Source organism: Isoptericola sp. Y581, from assembly GCF_059445475.1.
This window is the reverse complement of record NZ_JCAIUK010000013.1, coordinates 1-22706: the sequence shown is the minus strand read 5'-3', so window position 1 is coordinate 22706 and position 22706 is coordinate 1. Positions and strand designations below refer to the sequence as shown.

Annotated in this window: 15 protein-coding genes; 5 read left to right on the top strand and 10 right to left on the bottom strand. The window is 75.6% G+C overall.

The genetic code is table 11. From position 1 onward, the window contains the following. Window positions 1–3 precede the first annotated feature (3 nt). Window positions 4–4632: a hypothetical protein gene (locus tag AC1C2W_RS19245; RefSeq protein WP_495414031.1), complete on the top strand. Its 4629-nt coding sequence runs from the start codon at window positions 4–6 to the stop codon at window positions 4630–4632. Window positions 4633–4653: 21 nt separating this feature from the next. On the opposite strand, the gene AC1C2W_RS19240 is transcribed toward AC1C2W_RS19245, so the two are convergent. Continuing rightward, window positions 4654–6207, bottom strand: coding sequence for a SulP family inorganic anion transporter (locus AC1C2W_RS19240; RefSeq protein ID WP_495414030.1), 1554 nt, complete (start codon window positions 6205–6207; stop codon window positions 4654–4656). Between the two features lie 154 nt (window positions 6208–6361). Continuing rightward, entirely contained in the window at window positions 6362–7555 is a 1194-nt protein-coding gene (locus AC1C2W_RS19235) for an ROK family protein (RefSeq protein WP_495390687.1), read from the bottom strand. A gap of 184 nt (window positions 7556–7739) precedes the next feature. Between AC1C2W_RS19235 and AC1C2W_RS19230 the strand changes: the two genes are divergently transcribed. Next, window positions 7740–9410 carry a glycoside hydrolase family 13 protein gene (locus AC1C2W_RS19230; RefSeq protein WP_495390686.1) on the top strand — a complete coding sequence of 557 codons (1671 nt, stop codon included), beginning with the start codon at window positions 7740–7742 and terminating at the stop codon, window positions 9408–9410. A gap of 146 nt (window positions 9411–9556) precedes the next feature. Here AC1C2W_RS19230 and AC1C2W_RS19225 read toward each other — a convergent pair whose 3' ends face one another. The 5 genes from AC1C2W_RS19225 to AC1C2W_RS19205 form a co-directional block, all read right to left on the bottom strand. After that, window positions 9557–10906 (bottom strand): MFS transporter, encoded by a 1350-nt coding sequence (locus AC1C2W_RS19225; RefSeq protein ID WP_495390685.1) that lies wholly within the window; start codon window positions 10904–10906, stop codon window positions 9557–9559. Continuing rightward, the gene (locus AC1C2W_RS19220) at window positions 10903–11859 is read right to left on the bottom strand and encodes a ChbG/HpnK family deacetylase (protein ID WP_495390684.1); all 957 of its coding nucleotides are present in this window, start codon (window positions 11857–11859) and stop codon (window positions 10903–10905) included. Before AC1C2W_RS19220 ends, AC1C2W_RS19225 begins: the two co-directional genes overlap by 4 nt. Continuing rightward, a complete protein-coding gene (locus tag AC1C2W_RS19215) occupies window positions 11856–12794 on the bottom strand; it encodes an ROK family protein (protein WP_495390683.1) in 939 nt (312 codons plus the stop codon). Before AC1C2W_RS19215 ends, AC1C2W_RS19220 begins: the two co-directional genes overlap by 4 nt. Window positions 12795–13057: 263 nt before the next feature. Then, on the bottom strand, window positions 13058–13855 hold the full coding sequence (locus AC1C2W_RS19210) for a glycosyltransferase family 2 protein (RefSeq protein ID WP_495390714.1): 798 nt from the start codon (window positions 13853–13855) through the stop codon (window positions 13058–13060). A 409-nt stretch (window positions 13856–14264) separates the two neighbouring features. Beyond that, complete coding sequence (locus AC1C2W_RS19205; RefSeq protein ID WP_495390682.1) at window positions 14265–15098, bottom strand: DUF5926 family protein; 834 nt, start codon at window positions 15096–15098, stop codon at window positions 14265–14267. A 245-nt stretch (window positions 15099–15343) separates the two neighbouring features. Here AC1C2W_RS19205 and AC1C2W_RS19200 point away from each other — a divergent pair, with 245 nt between their 5' ends. After that, window positions 15344–16702, top strand: coding sequence for a CoA transferase (locus tag AC1C2W_RS19200; RefSeq protein WP_495414029.1), 1359 nt, complete (start codon window positions 15344–15346; stop codon window positions 16700–16702). 70 nt (window positions 16703–16772) lie between these two features. On the opposite strand, the gene AC1C2W_RS19195 is transcribed toward AC1C2W_RS19200, so the two are convergent. The 3 genes from AC1C2W_RS19195 to AC1C2W_RS19185 all read right to left on the bottom strand — a co-directional run bounded on the left by AC1C2W_RS19195 (window position 16773) and on the right by AC1C2W_RS19185 (window position 19850). After that, window positions 16773–17783: a Ppx/GppA phosphatase family protein gene (locus AC1C2W_RS19195; RefSeq protein WP_495414028.1), complete on the bottom strand. Its 1011-nt coding sequence runs from the start codon at window positions 17781–17783 to the stop codon at window positions 16773–16775. 34 nt (window positions 17784–17817) lie between these two features. Further along, window positions 17818–18192, bottom strand: coding sequence for an SHOCT domain-containing protein (locus AC1C2W_RS19190; protein ID WP_495390679.1), 375 nt, complete (start codon window positions 18190–18192; stop codon window positions 17818–17820). Window positions 18193–18404: 212 nt separating this feature from the next. After that, window positions 18405–19850 (bottom strand): glutamyl-tRNA reductase, encoded by a 1446-nt coding sequence (locus tag AC1C2W_RS19185; RefSeq protein WP_495414027.1) that lies wholly within the window; start codon window positions 19848–19850, stop codon window positions 18405–18407. Between the two features lie 49 nt (window positions 19851–19899). On the opposite strand from AC1C2W_RS19185, the gene hemE reads away from it, so the two are divergent. Both hemE and AC1C2W_RS19175 read left to right on the top strand, forming a co-directional pair. Further along, complete coding sequence (hemE, locus tag AC1C2W_RS19180) at window positions 19900–21057, top strand: uroporphyrinogen decarboxylase (protein ID WP_495390677.1); 1158 nt, start codon at window positions 19900–19902, stop codon at window positions 21055–21057. Beyond that, a complete protein-coding gene (locus AC1C2W_RS19175) occupies window positions 21054–22583 on the top strand; it encodes a protoporphyrinogen/coproporphyrinogen oxidase (protein ID WP_495414026.1) in 1530 nt (509 codons plus the stop codon). The genes hemE and AC1C2W_RS19175 overlap by 4 nt, the downstream gene beginning before the upstream one ends. The last annotated feature ends 123 nt before the right edge of the window (window positions 22584–22706 follow it).

Genomic DNA, 22706 nt, shown 5'->3' with positions numbered 1-22706 from the left:
AGCGTGATCAGCCCCGCCCGCCCGCCCGTGGCCGCCCGAGCCCCCCGCGTCGTCCTGGTCGCGGCGGCCGTGGCGGCCGTGCTGCTCCTGCTGCTCACGACGCTCGCCGGCGCCGCACGGGCCTCGGCGGCGCCCGGGGACGGGGCCGACCAGCCCGACACCCCGCTGGTCCTCGCCGGCGTGTCCGGGCTGCAGTGGTCCGACGTGGACGTCGCCCGCACCCCGAACCTGTGGCGCCTCATCGGCGGCGGCTCGGTGGCGTCGGTCGCGGTGCGGACGCTGACCCCGACGTGCCCCCTCGACGCGTGGCTGTCGGTGTCGGCCGGCGGCAAGGTCGCGGCGGAGAACGACACCCCCGACGCCGACGCCGACGCCGACGCGCCAGCGGACGAATCCGCCGACGAGTCGGCCGGCCAGGAGGACGCCGAGGACGCCGCCGCGCTGGGCTGCTCCCCGCTGCCCGTGCCCGCGACCACCGCCGGCACGGCCGAGCGGGTGTCGGTGCCCGGCTGGTCCGCCCTCACCGTCACCGACCCGGTGGTGCCCCCGACCGCCGAGCCGGGCGCGCTCGGCGACCTCGTCGACCTCAGCGGCACGTGCGCCACCGCGGTCGGCCCCGGCGCCGCCGTCGCCCTCGCCGACTCCGCCGGCGAGGTGCCGCGCTACCTGTCGGACGCCGGGCAGCTCACCGCCGAGCAGCTCACCTCCTGCCCCGCCACCGTCGTCGACCTGGGGGTGCTGCCCGACGCCGCCGGCGAGCGGAGCGCCGCCGTCGAGGAGCTCGACGCCCAGCTGGGCCGCCTCGCGGACCTGCTGCCGACCGGGGGCAGGCTCGTCGTCGCGGGCGTCTCGGACACGCCGCTCGGGCCGTCCGACCTGCAGGTCGTGGTCGACTGGACGCGCCCGGGCGGCTCCGCGACCTGGCTCTCCTCCACGTCGTCGCGGTGGGTGGGCGTCGTCGTGCTGGCCGACCTGTCCGCGACCGTCGCCGACACCGTCACGGGCGGCGCGCTCTCCGGCACGGCGCCCGTCCCGTCCGACGAGGACGACGTCGGGGACGCGGAGGAGGCCGGCGACCCGCTCGCCGAGGCGCTCGCGCCGTTCACCGGCTCTCCGCTGGAACGCGGCGACGACCGGCGCATCCCCGTGGCCCGCACGGTGGAGAACCGCCAGTACCTGAGCGTGCTCACCGACACCGTGCCACGCCTGTCCCCCCTGCTGATCGGCCTCGTCGCGCTGTCCGGCATCGCGGTGGTCGGCGCCCTGCTCCTCGCTCACCGGCGGGGCCGGGCGAAGCCGGGCCTCACCCCGTCGGGCCGCCGCATCGCGCTTGCCGTCCTGGTGATCGCGTCCAGCCTTCCGGTCGCGGCGACGCTCGCGACGCTCTCGCGCTGGTGGGCATGGCCCTCGCCCGTGATGACGCTCGTGCTGTCCCTGGCGGTGGCCGCCCTCGTCGCGGCGCTGATCGCGTGGGCCGCGCGCCGGCTCCTGCCGCCGTCCCCCTGGCGTCTCACGACGTGCCTCGCGGGCGTCACCTGGCTGGTGCTGACCGTCGACGGCCTCACGGGCACCACCCTGCAGCAGGGGTCGCTGCTGGGCCCGGCCCCCTCGCTCGGCGCCCGCTTCTACGGCTTCTCCAACACCGTGTTCGCCGTGTACGCGGTGGCCGGGATCGTGCTCGCCGCCGGGCTGACGGCAATCCTGCGGGCCCGCGGCGCGGCGCCGTCGCGCGCGGCGTGGGTGGCGGGCGCGGTGGGCGTCGTGACGGTGCTCGTGGACGGCCTCCCCCCGTTCGGCGCCGACCTCGGCGGGATCCTGGCGCTCGTGCCCGGCTTCGCGGTGCTGGTGCTGGGCATCGCCGGCGTGCGGGTGACGTGGCGGCGGGCGGTGCTGGTGGGCGCGGGGACGGTCCTCGTCGTCGCGCTGATCGCCGCCGTGGACTGGCTCGTCGGGGGCGGCAGCAGCCACCTGGGCGGATTCGTGCAATCGGTGGTGGACGGTCGCGCGCTGGGCGTGCTGGCCGGCAAGGCCGCGGGCGCCTGGGCCACCGTCGCGAACCCGGCCGGGGCCGCCGCGCTCCTCGCGTGCCTCGCCGCGGCGTGGGCGGCGCTCCACCCGGACCGCGCGCGCCTCGGCGGCCTCGCCGCCGCCTACCGCCGCGACCCCCTGCTGCGCCGCCTCGTCGTCGCGCTCGTCGTGACCGGCACCGTCGGCACCCTGCTCAACGACTCCGGGATCGCCATCGCGTTCCTCGTGCTCGTCCTGTCCGTCCCCGTGATCCTGGCAGGCCACCTGGAGCTCGCGGCACAGTCGGGCGCGCAGCCGGGGTCGGTCGAGGGACCCGAGTCCCGCGAGCCCGGCATCCGTCGGATGCCGACCATGCTCCTGACGGCGAGCGGCACGCTGCTCGTGGTGCTCCTGCTCGCCTCCACGGTGATCTCCGCGGCCGGGCTGCGCCCGGCGTCGGACACCGCGAACGCGGGCTCGCAGGTCACGCCCACGCGGGAAGACACCGTCGCGTCCGAGGGCCCGCTCGTCGTGGTCGGCACCACCGGGGTGCAGTGGGACGACGTCGCCGAGGGCCGCGCGCCCACCCTGAACGGGCTCCTCGCCGACGGTGCGGGCGCCGGCGGCGTGTCCCAGCCCACGGGCGCCGCCGCCCGGTGCGTGGTGGGCGGCTGGCTCGCGCTCTCGGCCGGCACGCTTGCCGACGTGGCCGACCAGCGGGCAGCCGACGGGTCGTGGGAGTGCCCGACGGCGGAGCCCGCCACCGCCGGGGACGGCGCCACGGTGGACGGCTGGGACAGGCTGGTCGACCTCCAGCGGGGCTCCACCTACCAGGCCCGCCTCGGGACGCTCGGCGCCCAGCTCGCGCCGGCCGGGTGCGCCACGGCCGTCGGCCCCGGCGCCGCCGTCGCCCTCGCCGACCCGAGCGGCGACGTCGCCCGCTACCGCGACCTCGACGCCGCCCTCGCCCCGGGCTCCGACGCGTTCGCCTGCCCGGTCACGGTGGTCGACGCCGGGGACGCGACGCCCTCGGGCGTCGACCCCGGGCTGTCCGGCGCCGAGGCCCGCGCGGCGCGGGAGGAGGTGCACGCGGACCGCCTGGCCGACGTCGACGACGTCGTCGGGCGCGTGCTCGACGCGGCCCCGCCCACTGCGACGGTGCTGGTCGTCGACCTCGCCGGCACGCCCGGCACCCGGCCCGTGCTCGGCGTCGCGCTCGCGCGGCCGACCGCCCACGCGCCGGAACAGCCCCGGTACCTCACCAGCGCCGCCACCCGCACGGACGGCGTGGCGCGCATGCTCGACCTGCCCGCCACCGTGCTGGGCGCGGCGGGGATCACCCCGGCGGCACCGATCCAGGACACCCCGTTCGCGTGGGGGTCCCCGCGCCCGCAGGACGCCACGTCGTCCGCCGAGGCGCTCGCCGGCCTCACGTCGCTCGACCTCGTGCGCCGCACCGTGTACACGTCGTTCGTCGACGTCCCTCTGTACGCCGGGCTCGCCCTCGCCGCGGCCTGCCTGCTGCTCGGCGCGCGGGCGGCACGGACTGGGCGGACGCTGACGGCGCGCGCCCGCGCCCGTCGCCCGATGCTCTGGGCCTGGGCGCGCGGCACCGCCCTGGTGCTCGCCGCGCTTCCCGCGGCGGCGTTCCTCGTCTCGCTCAGCGGCTGGTGGCGGTTCGACCAGCCCTTGCTCGCGTTCGTCGCGTCCACCCTGGGCGCCACGGCCGTGGTGGCGGCGCTCGGCGCGCTCGCGCCCCGACGGCCCGTGTGGCTCGGGCCGGGAATCGTCGCCGGCATCACGTTCGGCGTCCTGACGCTGGACGCCTTCATCGGCACGCCCCTCAACCGGGCGAGCCCGCTGGGCTCGGCGCCGACGTTCGGGGCGCGCTTCTACGGCTTCGGCAACCCCACCTTCTCCGTGTACGCGGTGGCCGCGCTCGTGGTCGCCGCCGCGATCGCGCAGGCGCTGGTGCGGCGCGGGCGGCGCGGCGCGGCCGCCGCGGCGGTGGGCGTGATCGGCGTGGTGACGATGGCGGTCGACGTCTGGCCCACCCTCGGCGCCGACCTCGGGGGTGGCCTGGTACTCGTGCCGGCGTTCGCCGTGCTGGGGCTCGCGGCGTCCGGCGCCCGGCTGACGTGGCGCCGGTTCTTCCTCGTGGCCGCCGCGGGCGTGGCCGCGGTCGCCGTCGTCGGGGTGCTCGACTGGCTGCGGCCCGCCGACGAGCGCTCGCACCTGGGCCGGTTCGTCGCCCAGGTGGTCGAGGGCGAGGCCTGGGAGACGCTGGCGCGCAAGGCCGGCTACGCCGCGCGCTCCGTCCTCGGCGGCGTCCCGGTCTGGCTGACGCTCCTGGTGCTGGTGGCGTGCGCGCTCCTGCTGTTCGCGCCGGGCCGGTTCACCCCACGCTGGTTCGCGCGGACCGAGGACGCGTGGCCCCTGCTGCGCCCCACCGTGCTCGCGATCTGGATCGTCTGCGTGGCCGGCTCCGCGGTGAACGACTTCGGCGCCCGCATCGCGGTGATCGCGCTCGTGCCCACCGTCCCGCTCGTCACGGTGGCGGCGCTGCACGCGCTGTGGCCCTCAGGCCCGCTGGTCGAGCCCGTCGAAACCGAACCCGGCGGTTGAGCCCGTCGGGAGGTGTCGTGGTCAGTGACCGGCGCCGAGGTGGCCGGCGAGCCGCGACAGCCGGGCAGTGCTGTCGGCGTCGAGGCCGCGGAAGGTCACAGTCTTGCCGTGGGCGGCGTACTTGTGCTGGACGGCGTCCAGGGCAGCGACGGTCGAGGCGTCCCACACGTGTGCTTTCGACATGTCGATGACGATGCGGTGCGGGTCTGCCGTGTAGTCGAACTGGTAGACGAGGTCGTTGGACGAGGCGAAGAAGAGCTCACCGTCGACGGCGTAGACGCGCTCGTCGTCGGCGTCGTCCGCATCGAGGCGCGTGACCGTCGTCAGGTGCGACACGCGCCGCACGAACAGGATCGCCGCCACCACGACACCGACGAGCACGCCGTAGGCCAGGTTGTGGGTGGCGACGGTGACGACGACGGTCGCCAGCATGACCGCTGTCTCGGATCTCGGCATCCGCCGCAGCGTGGACGGGCGGATCGAGTGCCAGTCGAACGTCCCGACCGACACCATGACCATCACCGCGACGAGCGCCGCCATCGGGATGATCGCGACCACGTCCCCGAGCCCGACCACGAGGATCAGCAGGAAGACGCCGGCCAGGAACGTCGAGAGCCGCGTGCGGGCGCCGGACGCCTTCACGTTGATCATCGTCTGGCCGATCATGGCACAGCCGCCCATGCCGCCGAACAGGCCGGTGACGACGTTGGCGACGCCCTGCCCCCAGGACTCGCGGGTCTTGTTCGAGTGGGTGTCCGTGATGTCGTCGACCAGCTTGGCCGTGAGCAGCGACTCGATGAGGCCGACCAGCGCCATCGCGAGGGCGTACGGCGCGATGATCTGCAGCGTCTCGAGGTTCAGCGGCACGTCGGGGAAGAAGAGCGTGGGCAGCGACTCGGGCAGCGCGCCCTCGTCACCCACCGTCGGGACGGCGATCGCGGCCGTGACGGTGACCACCGTGAGCAGCACGATCGCGACCAGCGGTGCCGGCACGACCTTCGTCAGGCGCGGGAAGAACACCATGATCGCGATGCCCGCGACCACCATCGGGTACACCGCGAACGGCACGCCCCGCAGGTGCGGCAGCTGCGAGCTGAAGACGAGGATCGCCAGCGCGTTGACGAAGCCGACCATCACCGACCGCGGGATGAACCGCATGAGCCGGGCCACGCCCAGCAGCCCCAGGACCACCTGGATCACGCCGCCCAGGATGACCGTGACGACGAGGTAGTCGAGCCCGTGCTCGCGCGCGACGGGCGCGATGACCAGGGCGATCGCTCCGGTGGCGGCGGAGATCATCGCGGGTCGGCCGCCGACGAACGAGATCGTCACCGCCATCGTGAACGCCGCGAACAGCCCGATACGCGGGTCGACACCCGCGATGATCGAGAAGGCGATCGCCTCCGGGATGAGGGCGAGCCCGACCACGAGGCCGGCGAGGACCTCGGTGCGCAGGGTCCGCGCCGAGGCGAACGCGGCCCGGAACGACCCTGGGGCGGCGGCCTCGGGCGCGCCGGTCACGGGCAGGGGCTCGGGGGCGGGGTCGGGCAGCGAGGCACGCAGGTCGTCCGACACGCGGAGTCTCCGATCGGTCCGGGGCGGAGGCGCGTCGTCGCGCGGAGGGGGTCGTGGGCGCCGCATCGCCACGCGGCACGGCGGCGCGCGCATCGACGTCGGGGGCGCCGGGCACTCTACCCGTCGTCGGCTCGCCCGAGGTCAGGCTCCGGGGTCAGGCCTCAGCGGCGGCGGGCAGGCCCCGGTCGAGGGCGCGCGCGCGGAGGTGGTCGACGGCCATGCGGACGGCGCCGGTCCGCACGACGTCCGGGCCGAGGTCGGAGACCACGATCTCGACGGCCGGGTGGTGCAGGTGCACGGGGAGCAGCGCGCGGGCGCGCTCGACGACGGGCCCCAGCGCCGGCGCCATGGCGCCGGTGACGATGACGCGGTCGAGGTCCAGCAGCCCCGACAGGACGGCGCAGACCCGGGCCAGCCGGTCCGCGAGGTGGTCGCAGAGGCGCAGGGCGACGGTGTCCCCCTCGGCGGCGGCCGCGAGCACGTGCTCCGCGTCCAGCTGCTCGGGGGCGACGCGGGCGAGCGCGCTCCCGGCGGCCTCCCCGGAGGTGACCGCGCGGCGGGCCTCGTCCCGGGCGAGCGCGCCGAGCCCGTCGCTCGACCCGACGCCCTGAACCAGGTCGAGGATCCGCATCTCCCCGATCGCGCCGCGCGGCCCGCGCAGCAGCGCGCCGTCGAGCACGATGCCCGCCCCCAGCCGCTCCCCGACCAGGAGCGCGGCGTAGGCCGCCGCCCCGTCCCCGTGCTCCGACTCGGCGACGGCGGCGAGGTTCGCGTCGTTCTCGACGACGACGTCCCAGCCGCGGGAGGCGAACAGGTCGCCCAGCCCCGGGTTCATGAGCGCCCAGAAGGGGTTGCGCTCCCCCGCCGGCATGCCCGTCGTCCCCACGGGCGCGGGCACGCCGACCACGACGGTCATGACCGTGCCCTCGCCGCGGCCGGCACGCGCGACGGCCGCGTCGACGGCCCCGAGGACGGCGGCCCGACGACCCCCGGCGTCGCTGTCCGGGTCCAGGTGCACGGCTTCCTCGGCGACCACGTGCCCGTGCAGGTCGGCGACCGCGGCCGAGACCCGGTGCTGCCCGGCGTCCACCCCGACGACCAGCGCCGCGTCCGGGCGGAACGCGTACCGCAGCGCCGGGCGGCCCTTGGTGTAGGCGCCGGCGGCGCGGGCGTCGTCGAGCTCGACGAGCCAGCCGCGGTCGGTGAGCTCCCGGCACAGGGCGAGGACGGTGGAGCGGGCCAGCCCGGTGGCGGCCATGAGGGCGCTGGCCGTGACGGGCTCTCCGCCCCAGACCTCCTGCAGCACGCGCTCGGCGTTGAGCCGTCGCAGCAGGTGCGTCGAGGGCATGGCCTCCTGACCGTGGGTCATTACGCTCCGGTTCGTCGTCGCCGTACCCCGGATGCCGCCGGGGGCAGTTCGGGATCAGTTCGGGATCAGTATGGTCGAGCAGTTGATTCTAGTGTTAGATTTTCTGCGCCAACAAAGTAGCGGCTTCACCTCCAGTCCGCCACACCGGGAGAGGAACCACCCCATGACCGACCTGCTCGACGTCCCTGCCGTCGCCGCCTCCGACGCGACCTGGTGGCGTCAGGCCGCCGTCTACCAGATCTACCCGCGCAGCTTCGCCGACTCGGACGGCGACGGCATCGGCAACCTGCGCGGCATCACCTCGCGCGTGGACTACCTCGCCGCGCTGGGGATCGACGCCGTGTGGCTCAGCCCCTTTTACCCGTCCGCGCTCGCCGACGGCGGGTACGACGTCGCCGACTACCGCGACGTGGACCCGAGGATCGGCACCCTCGCCGACTTCGACGAGATGGTGGCGGCGCTGCACGGCGCCGGGATCCGCGTCGTCGTCGACATCGTGCCGAACCACTCGTCGGACCTGCACGCGTGGTTCCGCGAGGCCCTCGCCGCGCCGAAGGGGTCGCCCGCGCGCGACCGCTACATCTTCCGCGACGGCCTCGGCCAGGACGGCGAGCTGCCGCCCGCGGACTGGACGTCCGCCTTCGGCGGCCCGGCCTGGGAGCCCGTCGGCGACGGGCAGTGGTACTACCACCACTTCGCGACCGAGCAGCCGGACCTCAACTGGGACAACCCGGAGGTGCGGGCCGACTTCCTGGCCACCCTGCGGTTCTGGTCCGACCGCGGCGTCGACGGGTTCCGCATCGACGTGGCGCACATGCTCACCAAGGATCTCCCCGCGCCCGGCGAGCCCCTGCCGTCCCAGGCCGACCTGGAGGCGCTGCCCCAGGACGGCAACCACCCCCTGTTCGACCGCGACGACGTGCACGACGTCTACGCCGAATGGCGCGAGGTCTTCGACTCCTACGACCCGCCCCGCACGGCGGTCGCCGAGGCATGGGTCGCCGCGGAGCGCCGCGCCCGCTACGCGAGCCGGGCGGGCCTCGGGCAGGCGTTCAACTTCGACCTGCTCGAGGCCGACTTCGACGCCGACCAGTTCCGCCGCATCATCACGGCCAACCTGGAGCTCGCGGCCGTGTCCGGGTCGTCGACCACCTGGGTGTTCTCCAACCACGACGTCGTGCGGCACGCCACGCGCTACGGCCTGGCGGCCCGCGGCGACAAGCCCGGCAAGGGCGGCGCCGACTGGCTGCTCGCGGGCGGCCCCGAGGCGGAGCTCGACCGCGAGGCCGGGCTGACGAAGGCCCGGGCGGCGACGCTGCTCGAGCTCGCCCTGCCCGGCTCGTCCTACCTCTACCAGGGCGAGGAGCTGGGCCTGCACGAGGTCGCGGACATCCCGGACGCCGAGCGGCAGGACCCGGCGTTCTTCCGCAACCCGGGGGTAGACCTGGGCCGCGACGGTTGCCGCGTCCCGCTTCCCTGGTCCGCCGACGGGCCCTCGCTGGGCTTCGGGGAGGGCCCGGCGCACCTGCCCCAGCCGGCCTGGTTCGCCGAGCACGCGGCGTCGACCCAGGACGGCGTCGACGGCTCGACCCTGGAGCTGTACCGCACGGCCCTCGGTCTGCGGCGTCGGCTGCAGACCCGCGAGGAGCTCGAGTGGCTCGACACCGACTCGGCCGTCGTGCTCGCCTTCCGGCGCCCGAACGGGTGGACCAGCGTGACGAACTTCGGCAGCGCGGCGGTGCCGCTGCCCGAGGGCGAGGTGCTGCTGAGCAGCGGTCCGCTCGCAGACGGCGAGCTGCCCGGCGCGACGACGGTGTGGCTCCTCGCTGGTTGAGCCTGCGCCGTCCTGAGCCTGTCGAAGGGTCGAACCCCGATGGTCGGGCCTGTCGAAACCCTCGCCGGGTTTCGACAGGCTCAACCAGCGGCCACGCCAGGCTCAACCAGCGGCCACGACAGGCTCAACCAGCGGCCACGACAGGCTCAACCAGCGGCCACGACAGGCTCGGCCGGCGCCGCGGCGCGCAGGGGGTAGAACCAGAAGCAGACGAACGCCAGGGCGGCCAGCACCACCGGCACCCCGCCGATCAGCAGGCGGATGCCGGTCGCGACCGCCGGCAGCTGCACGTCCGCGCCCTCCACGTACCCGCTGGCGCCAAGCACCACCGCCAGCACCACCGCCTGCACCACCACCGACCCGCGCACCACGAAGCCGTTGGCGCCGAAGTACATGCCCTCGCGGCGCAGGCCCGTACGGCTCTCGTCGTCGTCGATCACCTGGCCCAGGGCCACCTCGAGCACCTGCATGAGCCCGGCCACGCCGAGGCCCACCGCGAGGCCGGCCGCCGCGCCGCCGAGTACCGTCGTCGGGACGAGGTACAGGCAGGTCGCGAGGCCGTACACGGCCACGACGAGGAGCATCGTGGTACGCGGGCCGACCCGCCGCACCACCCACGACCAGCCCCAGATCGCGGGGATCGCGACCACGAAGATGGGCGCCAGGAGCAGGGTGGCGTCGGCCTCGCCACCGCCCACGGTGTACCGCACGTAGAACGGCACGCCCGCAAGCAGGATCGCCGTCGTGCTCTGCAGCATCAGCGAGCCGAGCACGTAGGTGACGAAGGCGCGGTTGGCGAAGGTGTACCGGAGCTGGTCGCGCAGGCCGACGGTGGACTCACGGGCCCGGACCGTCTCGTCGGCGTCCCGCTCGACCATCCCCACCAGCGACCAGGCGAAGAAGCCCGCGCACACCACCGCGAGCACGAGGGCCATCGCGGCCCAGCCGATCGAGTCGTACAACAGCGGCGCCCCGGCGGTGCCGAGGATCATCCCCACCAGCGCGAACAGCTGCCGCGGGGAGTTGCCGCGCGCCCGCTCCGCCGTGGTGCGGAAGATCTCCGGGAAGAGCGCGGAGACGTTCAGCACCACCGCGACGTACGCGACGTCGTACACCGCGACGACCACGAGGAACCACACGACCAGCCCCGCCGGGGGCAGCGACGGCGGCATCCAGACCAGGGCGAACGCGACGATCAGCGGCACGATCCCCAGGCCGATCCACGGCACGCGCCGGCCCCAGCGGGTGCGGCGCCGGTCGGACGCGGCGCCGACCAACGGGTTGAGCAGCGCGTTGAGGATGCCGTGCGCCACCATCGCCCCCGCGACCCACCCCGCGGGCACGCCGAGGTGGTCCACGTAGAAGTAGACGACGAAGGCGGAGAACGTCTGCAGCAGCAGGTTGGCGGGGAACGCCGACGCCCCGTACGCGATGGTCTGCGCGCGCGTCGGCGCGCCCACCAGCCGCCGGTCGCGCACCCCGGCGAGGCGCGTCATCGCTCGCCCCGCTGCACGGCGCGCAGGTCGCGCCATCCGACGCGGACCAGCCCTTCAGCCTCGATCGTCGCCGCGACCTCGGGGTCCCGCAGCAGCCGGAGCTCGTATCCGCGCTTGGGCGCCGCGTAGTCGACGGTGTCGGTGAGCTCGTCCCCGGGCAGCATCGGGTGCAGGAAGATCTCCGTGACCCCCGGGCGCGCCCGGCGCAGCAGGTCGAGGAAGCCCGCCTTCACCGCGTCGTAGCCCTCTTCGTCGGGGGTACCCTCCCCCGCGAGCTGGAACGGGTGCGTCCAGAGCTGGTCGAGGATCACGACGCCGGCCGCGTCGGCCGCCGACGTCGCGGCGTCCAGGATCTTCTGCGAGCCCGGTGCCTCCGGGTCGGCGCCGGTCGCCGCGAGGCCGTCCAGGGAGCGTGGCAGCCGGAACGGCAGCCCCCGGGACGCGGCGAGCGCTAACACCTGCGGCAGGAACGAGCGCCCCGTCGCGAGCCCGTAGACGGACCCCATGTGGTTGTCGAGGTGGCTGACGTCCACCCCCGCCGCGAGCGCGGCGTCGAGCTGCGCCGCGAGCTCCGCCGCGACGTCCTCGTCGCGCGCCCCGCGCTCGACCGCGTCCACGGCGGCCGGGAAGTACCCCGCGCCGTCCACCAGCGACGTGCCCAGGCCGGTGAGGGGGCGCCACCGGTAGCGGGTCCACTCGCTCGTCAGGACCAGGTGGACGCCGACGTCGAGGTTTGGGTCGGCCGCAGCCTGGGCCAGGGCGTCCGGCGCCCACGAGCACGGCACCATGACCGTCGTCGAGTCCAGGTGGCCCGCCGCCAGCAGCGGCAGGATCGCGCGGTTGGCCGCGCGGCACATGCCCAGGTCGTCGGCGTTGAGGATGATCGCCCGAGCGTCGCGGCCGAGCCCGAGGCGGTCCGTGAGGTCGGATGGCGGCGCCGCCGGTGCGCTCACCGCGGCGCCCCGTCGCCGGCCGGCGCGCCGTCGTCCGTCCCTGCGTCGGGGCCTGCGGCCCCGCCCTCGCGCAGCGCCTGGCTCGCCGCCCACGCGGCGCCGAGCACGACGCCGTCCGCGCCGAGCGGCGACGGCTCGATCCGCGCGGGCAGCACGGCCACCCGGTCCCGCATAAAGGTGACGACCCGGTCCGCGATGGGCGCGCGCGCGGCCTGGTCGACGAGCACGAAGACCTCCGGGTCGAGCACGATCGCCAGCGTCGCGACCACCACGGCGATGCGGCGTGCCATCTCCGCGGCGACCTCGTCCGCCACGGCATCCCCCGCCACGGCCCGGTCGACGACGTCGCGCACCGTGATGTCCTCCGGCAGGCCGTGCTCCTTGGCCAGGGCGGCGAGGGCGGCGTCGCCCAGCACCTGCTCGCCCAGCGCGTGGCCCGGTTGCGGCAGGAACGCGACCTCGCCCGCGATCCCCGTCGCCCCGCGGTAGAGGCGCCCGTCGAGCACGATCCCGGCGCCGAAGCCCTCGCCGAACGCGACCGTCACGAACGACGCCCGGCCCCGCCCCGCCCCGAGGTGCTGCTCGGCCACGGCCGCCAGGTTGACGTCGTTGTCCAGCGACACCGGGCAGGCGAGGGCGTCCACGAGCGCGTCGTGCAGGGCGGTGCCGCCCTTCTCGTAGCCCGGCACGTGCAGCACCGTGGCGAAGTCGGCGCCGACGACGGCCGGGAACGCGGCCACCGCCTGGCGCACCTGGACGGGATTCCCGGGGCCGAGTCGCGCCTCCACGTCCTCGCGGCACGAGCTCGCCAGGACGGCGGCCGCTCGCGCGCGGGCCACGGGCGTGCGCTGCACGTCGCGGCGCTCGGCCCGGGCCCGGACCGTGCCGGCGGCGTCGACCAGGGCGACCCGCACCCGGTCTCGGGCCACCTCCACTCCCAGTCCTAGGAGCAGGTATGCACCGGCCGACGACGTGGCGCCGTCCGGTGCGGGCGAAGCGGCAGCTGGCGTGTCCATTGAGCCTCCGTCGAGCGGTAGGACGTCGGGGCCGGCGTGGGCGCGGTCGCGCCCTCGCCGGCTCTCCGAGCCTAGTCACGCCCAGGGACGGTGTCGACGCACCGGGCCCGTCGGACCACCCCTCGTGGCGCGCCGCAGCGCCGGTCGGAGGCGTGCGTGCGCCCTGCTCAGGAGCGGTGTGGTCAGGATCCGGCGTGGTCGTGCGAACGGCCGATGCCGCGCACGGCGTCCACCGCGCCCCGCACCCGCCGCGCGTTCACGGCGAGGACGACGTCGCGGTACTGGGCGGCGCGGTGCATCTGGCCCTTGAGGTCGTTGGACGACGCGCGGTGCTTGAGGTCGCACGGCACCTCGACGGCGACGTACCCCCGGCGCAGCAGGTCGATCGTCATCCCGGTCTCCACGCCCCAGCCGTGCGCGAGCGGCGTCGCCGACTCGAACGCCTCGCGGGTGAGGCAGCGCATGCCGGACAGCGGCTGGCTGGGGCTCCACCCGGTGAGGTGCTGGATGGCGCGGCGTGCCGTGCCGACGACGATGCCGCGGCCGCCGGCACCGGTCTGCTTCGGCAGCAGGGCGATCGCGAGGTCCGCGACGCCCTCACGCACCGGGGAGACGAGCGGGGCGGTGTTCACGGCGGTGTCGCCGAGGTCGCCGTCCACGAAGAGCAGGAGGCGCGGGGCGCGCCCGTCGGCGTCGCGCATCGCGACCACGGCCGCACCGGTCTCCATCGCGGCGGCCTTGCCGCGGTTGTGCGAGTGCCGTACGACGACGGCACCGGCGTCGCGCGCCACGTGCTGCGTGTCGTCCGTGGACCCGTCGTCGACGACGAGCACCAGGTCGACGTGCGGGATGGCCCGGGCCGAGCGGACCGTCGCCGCGATGCGCGCCGACTCGTCCTTGGCGGGGATGATCACGGCGACCCGCTGGGGGTTGCGCCGGCCCTGGGCCGCTGGTGGTCGCGGCGTCTTGGCGACCGGCAGCGCCCCCGCCCTCGTGGCGACGGAAGCTCCGTCGCCCCGTCCGGCGACGCTGTTCGCCTCGCCGGTCTCGTCCTGACTGGTGGACACCGCGTCGGCGCCCGTTCGGGTCGCCCCCTGGTCCGTGTTCACGACTCCCTGCCTGTTGTCCTAGCCCGTGTCCTGCCGGACGGTGGTTGGTCCGCCGGCGCTCAAGTGCGGTGATCTTTGGTGGAATCACCGGGTATCAGAAGAGCAAACTTTTCCTGAAGAACTGTACTCCCCCGGAAGGCCCGATCTCGGGTCAAGAAACGGTGTCGGGCGGGACGGGTCGTGAAGATCGTGCGGAGCACTGCGCCGGCGCGAGCGATCCTGGGCGGATCCTGGGTGGGAGCTTGCCGGGGTGTGTGCCGGGTGGTGCGGTGCCGCCGCGTCAGCGCAGCGTCACCTGTCGGGAGACGATACCGGCGCGGGCGCGGCGCTCGTTCGCGTCGAGCGGGTCCGTGACTGCGAGCGCCTCGTCGATCTTGCGGGCCAGCTCGGCCACCGGCTCCTCGAGCTCCGCGGCCTGCGTGCCGCGCGGCAGCTCCCAGACCGGCACGACCAGCCCGCAGGCGCGGAACATGCCGAGGAACTTGCCGCCCGCGAGGCCGGACTCCCGGCGCGCGTGCAGGCGGGCGATGGCGTCCACGACGCGGTCCTCGTCCTCCGTGCGCGCCCAGCGCAGGAACTCCCGCGACATCTGGCACCAGTACGCCGCCGGGACCGACGCGAGCTTGACCGTGGGGATCGAGGCCTCGGCCGCCTCTTCGAGGGAGGCGCGGATCTCGTCCGTCATGTCCGTGCCCGCGTCGACCCAGTAGTCGTAACCCTCGTGCACGGTCACCTCGAACGGCGCGTCGAGGTCGAGCACGTCCTGCAGGCGGGGGTCGCCGTCCTGCGCGGCCGGCAGCTCCTCCGGGAGCACGCCGGTACCGGGCTCCGCCGCGATCGCGGCGAGCAGGGCGGTGGCGAGATCGCGGCTCAGGTCGTCCGAGCTGCCCATGCCGTGCAGCGCCAGCAGCACCGTTCCGTCCTCGCGGTGCAGCGCACACCAGCCGCCGGGCAGAACGGTCGTGATGACGACGTCGCGGCCGCCGTGGTCCGCCGTGGTCCGCGCGGTCGCCGTCGCCGACGGCACGACCTCCCGCAACGCCACCCAGTCGGCCTCCCCCGGGAGGCCTTCGAACGGACGCAGGACAGGGGTGGACGCAGAGCTCTTGGCCATGCCCGCGATCCTAGCGGCCCGCAGCCGTCGCCCCTCCGCGAGGTAGTGCCCCATCGGGCCGAGGTAGTCCGAAAATCCGCGAGGTAGTTCCAAATCTGCCGAGGTAGTTCGATCTTCTGCGAGGTAGCGCCTTCCTCGTTCGGACTCGAACTACCTCGGCAGATTTGGAACTACCTCGCGGATTTTGGAACTACCTCGCGGGATGCGGGACTACCTCGACGGGACGGCGTGGGTACCGTGGCGGGATGGAGTCGTGGCGCCGCCTGGTGGCGGACTACGAGTCGGGGGTCGGCGACGGCGGCACGTCGCCCGGCCGGGCCGGCGGCGAGCCGGGCACGCTCGACGGCGAGCGCGAGGCGTGGCTCGCAGCGACGCTGCCGGTGCTGGACCTCGCGCTCGGGTCGGTGGCCGCCCTGAGCGCGGCCGCGGGGCGGGCGGGAGCTACCGGGCCCCTGGTTCGCCACGGGCCGTCGCCCGCGCGGGTCGCGGCGTCGTTCGGCTCGGACCGGCTGCTGCGGCTCGACGGGCGGCCGGTGGAGTCTTTCGCGGCGCTGTCCGGCTTCTTCCGCACGGGTGACGGCTGGGTGCGCACGCACGCGAACTACCCCCACCACCGCGCACGGCTGCTGCAGCTGCTGGCCCTGCCCGACGGCGCGGGCCGCGACGACCTGGTCGCGCGCCTCGCGGACGCGTCCGCCGCCGCCCTCGAGGACGACGCCGCAGCGGCCGGGGCCATCGCCGTCCGCGTGCGCGACGAGGCCCAGTGGCGCGACTCCGCACCGGGCCGGGCGGCGCACGCCGGGCCGCTCGTCCGCGTCGAGCCGCGCACCGGCCCCGTTGCGGTACCGCGCCCGCCCGCCGGTGGCGCCGCGCCGCTCGCCGGGGTGCGGGTGCTCGACCTGACCCGCGTCATCGCCGGCCCGGTCGCCACCCGCGCGCTCGCGGCGCTCGGCGCCGACGTGCTGCGCGTGGACCCGCCCGTGCCGGCGGAGATCCGGCACCAGCACCTCGACGTCGGGCAGGGCAAGCGCACCACCCTGCTCGACCTGCACGACGCCGGCGACCTCTCCCGGGCGCAGGCGTTGCTGGACGACGCGGACGTGCTCGTGACCGGCTACCGCCCGGGCGCACTCGACCGGTACGGGCTCCGCCCGCCGCCCGGGGCCGTGGCCGCGCGCGTCTGCGCGTGGGGCGACGACGGCCCGTGGGCGCACCGGCGCGGCTTCGACTCGATCGTGCAGGCGGCGTCGGGCATCGCGATGACCGAGTCGCCGGACGGCGACACACCGGGCGCGCTCCCCGCGCAGGCGCTGGACCACGCGACGGGCTACCTCCTCGCGGCCGGGATCATGGACGCGCTCGCCGCCCGTGGCCGTGACGGGCAGGGCCGGGACGTCTCGGCGGCGCTGGCCCGCACCGCGGCGTGGCTGCTCGACGCCGGCGGCCGCGACCACGCCCACCCGGCGCCGGCGGCGCCGGGCGGCGACGCCGTCGTGAGCCACGGGCGCCGGCCCTGCGTCACCTCCGCTCGTCCCGCCCTCCCGGGCGTCGACGACTACGCGTTCCCGGCCCGCCCGTGGGGCACGGACCACGCTTCGTGGTGATTCCTCCTGTCGCCGGCCGAGCTTGTCGAGACCACGTCCCCGGTTTCGACAAGCTCAACCGGCGAGGGTTCTACATCCGGTCGAGCCGCTGCAGCACCGCGCCCTCGCGCAGCGCCCACGGGCAGATCTCGACCTCGTCGACGCCGAGCGCCCGCATGGTCTCCTCGGCCACGACCGCCCCGCCGACGATCTGGTAGGTGCGCTCGGGCGTGACACCGGGCAGCGCGGTGCGCCCGTCGGCGGGGATACGGGCGAGGCGCGGCACCCAGTCGGCGAGCTGCGCCAGGCGCATCCGCCAGCGGTCGTCCGGGCCCACCGCCTCCACCTGCATGCCGGCGAGCCGCGCCAACGACCGGAAGGTCTTGGACGTCGCCACCACGTGGTCGGGCGGCGGCAGGGTGGCGAGGCGTTCGACGACGGGTCCCAGCGTGGCCCGGGCGTGCTCGCGCAGCGCCTGCACCTGCGCGGGGGTGGGCGGGTCGTCGGGCAGGAAGACGCGCGTGCTGCGTCCGGCGCCGAGGGGGACGGACGTGGCGAGGTCGGGTGTCTCGTCGACGCCGGTGGCGATCTCCAGCGACCCGCCGCCGATGTCGAGCACGAGCAGCCGGCCGGCGGCCCAGCCGTGCCAGCGCCGGGCGGCGAGGAACGTCAGCCGGGCCTCGTCCTCGCCGGACAGCACCTGCACCTCGCGCCCCACGCGCTGCGAGATCGCGGCCAGCACCTCGGCGCCGTTGGAGGCGTCGCGCAGCGCGGACGTGGCCATGGGGAGCAGCTCGTCGACGGCGGACTCCCGGGCGAGCGTCATCACGTCGTCGACCGCCGCGAGCAGTGCCAGCCGTCCCTCGGGCACCACCGCGCCGTCGGCGTCGAGGTAGCGCATCAGCCGCACCGCGATCTTGCGCGACGCGTGCGGCACGGGCCGCACCCCGTGGCGGGGATCCATGATCAGCAGGTGCACCGTGTTGGAGCCGATGTCGATCACGCCGAGGCGCGTGGCCCGGGTCGCGCCGTCCGAGGTCGCGCCGTCCGAGGTCGCGCCGTCCGAGGTCGCGCCGTCCGAGGTCGCGCCGTCCGAGGTCATGGCTGCCGAGCGTAGCGACCGCGATCCGCCGGGATCAGGAGAGGGCCTTGGCCTTCAGCCGCTCGTACTCCTCGGGCGTGATCGTGCCCTCGTCGAGCAGCTTCTTGGCCGACGCGATGTGGTCGGCCGGGGACCCTGCGACCGACTGGATGTACGCGTCCGTGCTCTGCTTCGCAGCCTTCACCGCCTCGAGCTGGCGCTCCGACATGCCCCGCCCGCGGGCGATCAGGTACACCAGCGACGTGAGCAGCGGCACGAAGATCAGGAAGATCACCCACAGCGCCTTCCACCAGCCGGACAGCTCCCGATCCCGGAACAGGTCCGTCAGGATCTGGAAGAGCACGATGAGGTAGGCGACGAACAGGAAGATCCAGACGAGGTACCAGAAGAAGTCCCAGAACGTATCCATCTCACGCGTCCTTTCGAGGCGGGCCCAACCGTCGACGGCCGGCTTGTGGCGGGCCGTTGGCCCCGTTCGGCACGTTAGTGCCGACATGCCGGACGCGCGCGTCGAAACGGGGTGATCTGGGCCTGCATCCGGCGAACCGGTCCCCGTGGGAGGTTCGCGACAGCCGGGCGGTCCTCGCGGTCCGCGCCGCGGCGGGACGGGGGCGACGCCGGTCAGCGCCCGGCGACCTGCTCCACGTCCGTGACCAGGCCCTCGGCGCCCGCCACGACCGCAGCCTCCTGTGCCCGGGCCCGGGCCAGCGCGTCGGCGCGCACGGCAACGATCCGCTCGTGCAGGGCGGAGTGCACCCGCTTGCGGACGCCGCGCGCGATGGCGTCGACGTCGGACTCGTCGGGCGCCTCGCCCCGCGAGGCCAGCTCGGTGGCCAGCCGATCCACGGCGGCGTCCACCTCCCGGCGCACCCGCACCTCCGCGGCGTCGAAGAGCGCCACGACCGCGGCGTCCGCCGCCCGGCCCAGGCGCGTCTCCTCGAAGTCGGCGGCCGCGTTGTCCACGATGCGCCGCGCTCGGTCGACGACGTCCGCGGCGGTGGCGGGGGCGTGCGCCTTCAGCGTGCTCAGGTCGTACAGCAGCACGCCCTCGACGTCCGCCACGCCGGGGTCGACGTCGCGGTGCAGCGCCAGGTCGAGCACGACCAGGGGCGCCATCTCCTCGCGCCGTCCTGAGCCTGTCGAAGGGTCGCCTGCGGCGGCCGCGGCACGCTCGCGGGCGCGCACCACGGCGGCGGCGTCGAGCACGTACTCCAGGGAGGCCTCGGCCGAGGTCCCGACGGGCTCGGCCACCGCCGGGGCGGGGCCGCGGCGTCCGCGCGCGCCCGAGCACGACACCACGAGGTCGGCGTCCGCGAGCGCCGTCACCAGGTCGTCCACCGGCTCGACGTCGTGCCCCCGGGCGAAGACCTCCGCGCGGCCGGACTGTGAGTAGACCCGCACGTCGTCGCACCCGCGGGCCCGCAGGGCCGCCACCGACGCCCCCGCGTACGAGCCCGTGCCGATGAGGACCACGCGGACATCGCGCCACGACGCGCCGGGCGTGGAGTCGCCGCGGGCGGGCGGGAGATCGCGACGGGCGAGGTCGAGGCCGAGGGCGACGACGGAGCGCCCCGCCGCGCCGAGCGCCGTCCGCGTGCCCACCCGCTTGGACGTGCGCGACGCCGTCTGGAACAGCAGCTCGAGGGTCTTGGACGTGGTGCCGTCGGTGCGCGCCTCGGCGAGCGCCCGCTTCACCTGGCCCGCGATCTCCCGCTCGCCCACGACCATGGAGTCCAGCCCCGCGGCGACGGTGAAGAGGTGCTCGGTGACCTCGGAGCCGGTGCGGACCGTGAACGAGTCCGCCGCGACGTCTTGCGTCACCCCCGAGCTCTGCGCCACCAGCGCGGCCACGTGGCCGGTGGCGTGCCGGACGGAGTCGCCGTGCACCGGCGCGTCGACGTCCAGGTAGAGCTCGAACCGGTTGCAGGTGGAGATGACCACCGAGCCCTGCACGGGGCCGCAGGCCCCGACGACGGCACGCCCGAGGGAGCCCGCGCCGGTGGACAGCCGCTCGAGCGCATCGAGGTCCAGCTCGCGGTGCGAGGCGGTGAGAGAGAGGAGAACCACAGTGCTCCCACTTTAAGAGGATGGGCGGGGCGGGGCAGAATCATTGACCGTGACATCCCCCACGATCCCGTCCGAGCCGAGCCTCCTACCCGCCGACCACCCGCTGGTCGACGGCCGGACCCTCCGCTCCCCGTTGGTGCAGGCCCTGCAGGGCGAACGTCCGGACGTGACCCCCGTGTGGTTCATGCGGCAGGCCGGCCGGTCGCTGCCGGAGTACCGCGAGGTCCGTCAGGGGGTAGGGATGCTCGAGTCCTGCCTCCGGCCACAGCTCGCGGCAGAAATCACCCTCCAGCCCGTGCGCCGCCACCACGTGGACGCCGCCGTCTTCTTCAGCGACATCGTGGTGCCGCTGAAGCTGGCGGGCGTCGACGTCGACATCAAGTCCGGCGTCGGGCCGGTCATGGACCAGCCGTACCGCACGGCCGAGGACGTCGCCCGGCTCACGGAGCGCACGCTCGACGACGCCGCGCTCGCGCCGATCGCCGAGGCCGTGCGGCTCACCGTGGCTGAGCTCGGCGACGTGCCGCTGCTCGGCTTCGGCGGCGCGCCGTTCACGCTCGCGGCCTACCTGGTGGAGGGCCGCCCGTCGCGCGACCACCTCGCCGCCCGCACGCTCATGCACGCCGACCCCGAGACGTGGGCCCGGCTCACGGCGTGGACCGCCGACCTCACGGGCCGGTTCCTACGGGCGCAGGTGCTGGCGGGCGCGTCGGCCGTGCAGCTCTTCGACTCCTGGGCCGGGTCGCTGGCGCTCGCGGACTACGTGGCGCACGTGGCGCCGTCGTCCACCCGGGCGCTGGCGCGCGTCGCCGACCTGCGCACGGCCGCCGACGACGGCACTCCCTCCCGCATCGGGGTGCCGGGCATCCACTTCGGCACCGGCACCGCGCACCTGCTGCCCGCCATGCGAGACGTGCTGGAGGACGCCGGCATCACGCACCCGACCGTCGGCGTCGACTACCGCACCCCGCTCGACGAGGCCGCCGCGCTGCTGGCCGGCGGCCCCCGTGGCCCCGTCCCCGTGCAGGGCAACATCGACCCCGCGCTGCTCGGCGCCCCGTGGCCGGTCCTCGAGGCGCACGTGCGCGACGTCGTCGCCCGGGGCGCTGCGGCGCCAGGGCACGTCGTGAACCTCGGCCACGGCGTCCCGCCCGACACCGATCCCACCGTGCTGACCCGCGTCGTCGAGCTGGTGCACTCGCTGTGACCCCGCTCCCGCCGCTCGGCGCCCCGGCGACCGACGCACCGGCGGCCCGTGCGGCGGAGCGCGTCGACGCGGTGGTCGTGGGCGGCGGTGTCGGCGGGCTCGTCGCGGCGCGCACGCTCGCCCAGCGCGGGCTGCAGGTGGTGCTGCTCGAGGCGGCGGACCGCGTGGGCGGCCCCGTGCGCGGCGGCGCCTTCCCGTCGCTCCCCCGGCTGCGGCTCGACCTCGGCGCGGAGTCGTTCGCGGCGCGCGGCACGGCGGTCACCGACCTGGCGGACGAGCTGGGGCTGGACGTCGTGAGCCCGGCGCCGCTGTCCGCCTGGGGGTACGCGGCGGGGCGCGCCTTCCCGCTGCCCGCCGCGGGCGTGCTCGGCATCCCGTCCGTGCCGTGGGCGCCCGACGTGCGTCGCGCGATCGGGTGGCCCGGCGTCGCGCGTGCCGCGCTCGACCGGGTGCTGCCGCGGTTCGTGGCGGACCCGTCCGACCTGGGCTCGCTGGTGCACTCCCGCCTCGGGCGCCGGGTGACCGAGCGGCTGGTGGGGCCCGTCGCCGCTGGCGTGCACTCCGCCCCGCTGGACCGGCTCGACGTCGACGCCGTCGCACCAGGCCTGCTCGACGCGTTCGCCCGCACCGGGTCGCTCTCGCTCGCCGTGGGAGCGCTGCGGGCGGCCGCGCCCGCCGGCTCCGCCGTGCGCGGCATCGACGGCGGCATGCACGCGCTGATCGAGGCCCTCGCCGGCGAGATCGCCGCGAGCGCCGAGGAGTTCACCGACTCGCCCCTGAGCGACGCGACCGGGCCCATCCACGCCGCCGTCCGCGTGGGGCAGCGGGTGGTCGGCGTGGCGCGCACGGGTCGCTCCGGTAGCCCCGGGGGCGAATGGCAGGTGACGACGGACTCCGGCGCGACGGTGCGCGCGCCGAGGCTGGTCGTGACGACGCCGACGGTCGCGCCCCTGCTCGTGCCGTGGGTCGCCTCCCCCAACGGTCCGCGCGACGCCGGCGGCCCGGTGGTGCCGACGCCCGAGCGCGGCGCCGACATCTGGCTCGCGACCCTGCTGCTCGAGGCGCCCGAGCTCGACGACGCACCCCGCGGCTCGGGGCTGCTCGTGGCCCCCGACACGGACGACGGTGGCGCCGGCGACGTGCGGGCCAAGGCGCTCACGCACTCCACGGCCAAGTGGCCGTGGCTCGCCGACCGCGTCCGCGCCGCCGTGGGGCCCGGGGTGCACGTCGTGCGCCTCTCGTACGGCCGCATCGGCACCCCGACCGACCAGCCCACGGCCGACGAGGCCGCCCGCGACGCGACCGCGCTTCTCGGCGTCGACGTCACCGACCGCGTGCGCGACCACCTGCTGCAACGCTGGGACGGCTCCCTCCCCCCGCCCACGCCCGCCTACCGCGCCGACGTCGCGGCGTTCGGCGCCGCCGTCGGGCACACCCCCGGCCTCGCCGTCGCCGGTGGCTGGGTGGCTGGCACCGGCCTCGCGGCGATCGTCACGCACGCCCAGGCCGCCGTCGCCGCCCTTTGACCGCGAGGCGGTCCGGATCCCGCGAGGTAGTTCGAAATCTGCCGAGGTAGTTCGGCGGTCTCAACCGGTCATCGCAACACCGGTTTGATCACGGGGCTGAGAGTAGCTCGGCGAGCTTCTCAG

Bases quoted from the DNA above. Each gene is read 5' to 3' on its own strand.
- AC1C2W_RS19205 (WP_495390682.1), bottom strand. From the start codon at position 15,098: ATGGCCAAGAGCTCTGCGTCCACCCCTGTCCTGCGTCCGTTCGAAGGC.
- AC1C2W_RS19230 (WP_495390686.1), top strand. From the start codon at position 7,740: ATGACCGACCTGCTCGACGTCCCTGCCGTCGCCGCCTCCGACGCGACC.
- AC1C2W_RS19190 (WP_495390679.1), bottom strand. From the start codon at position 18,192: ATGGATACGTTCTGGGACTTCTTCTGGTACCTCGTCTGGATCTTCCTG.
- AC1C2W_RS19195 (WP_495414028.1), bottom strand. From the start codon at position 17,783: ATGACCTCGGACGGCGCGACCTCGGACGGCGCGACCTCGGACGGCGCG.
- AC1C2W_RS19225 (WP_495390685.1), bottom strand. From the start codon at position 10,906: ATGACGCGCCTCGCCGGGGTGCGCGACCGGCGGCTGGTGGGCGCGCCG.
- AC1C2W_RS19200 (WP_495414029.1), top strand. From the start codon at position 15,344: ATGGAGTCGTGGCGCCGCCTGGTGGCGGACTACGAGTCGGGGGTCGGC.
- AC1C2W_RS19235 (WP_495390687.1), bottom strand. From the start codon at position 7,555: ATGCCCTCGACGCACCTGCTGCGACGGCTCAACGCCGAGCGCGTGCTG.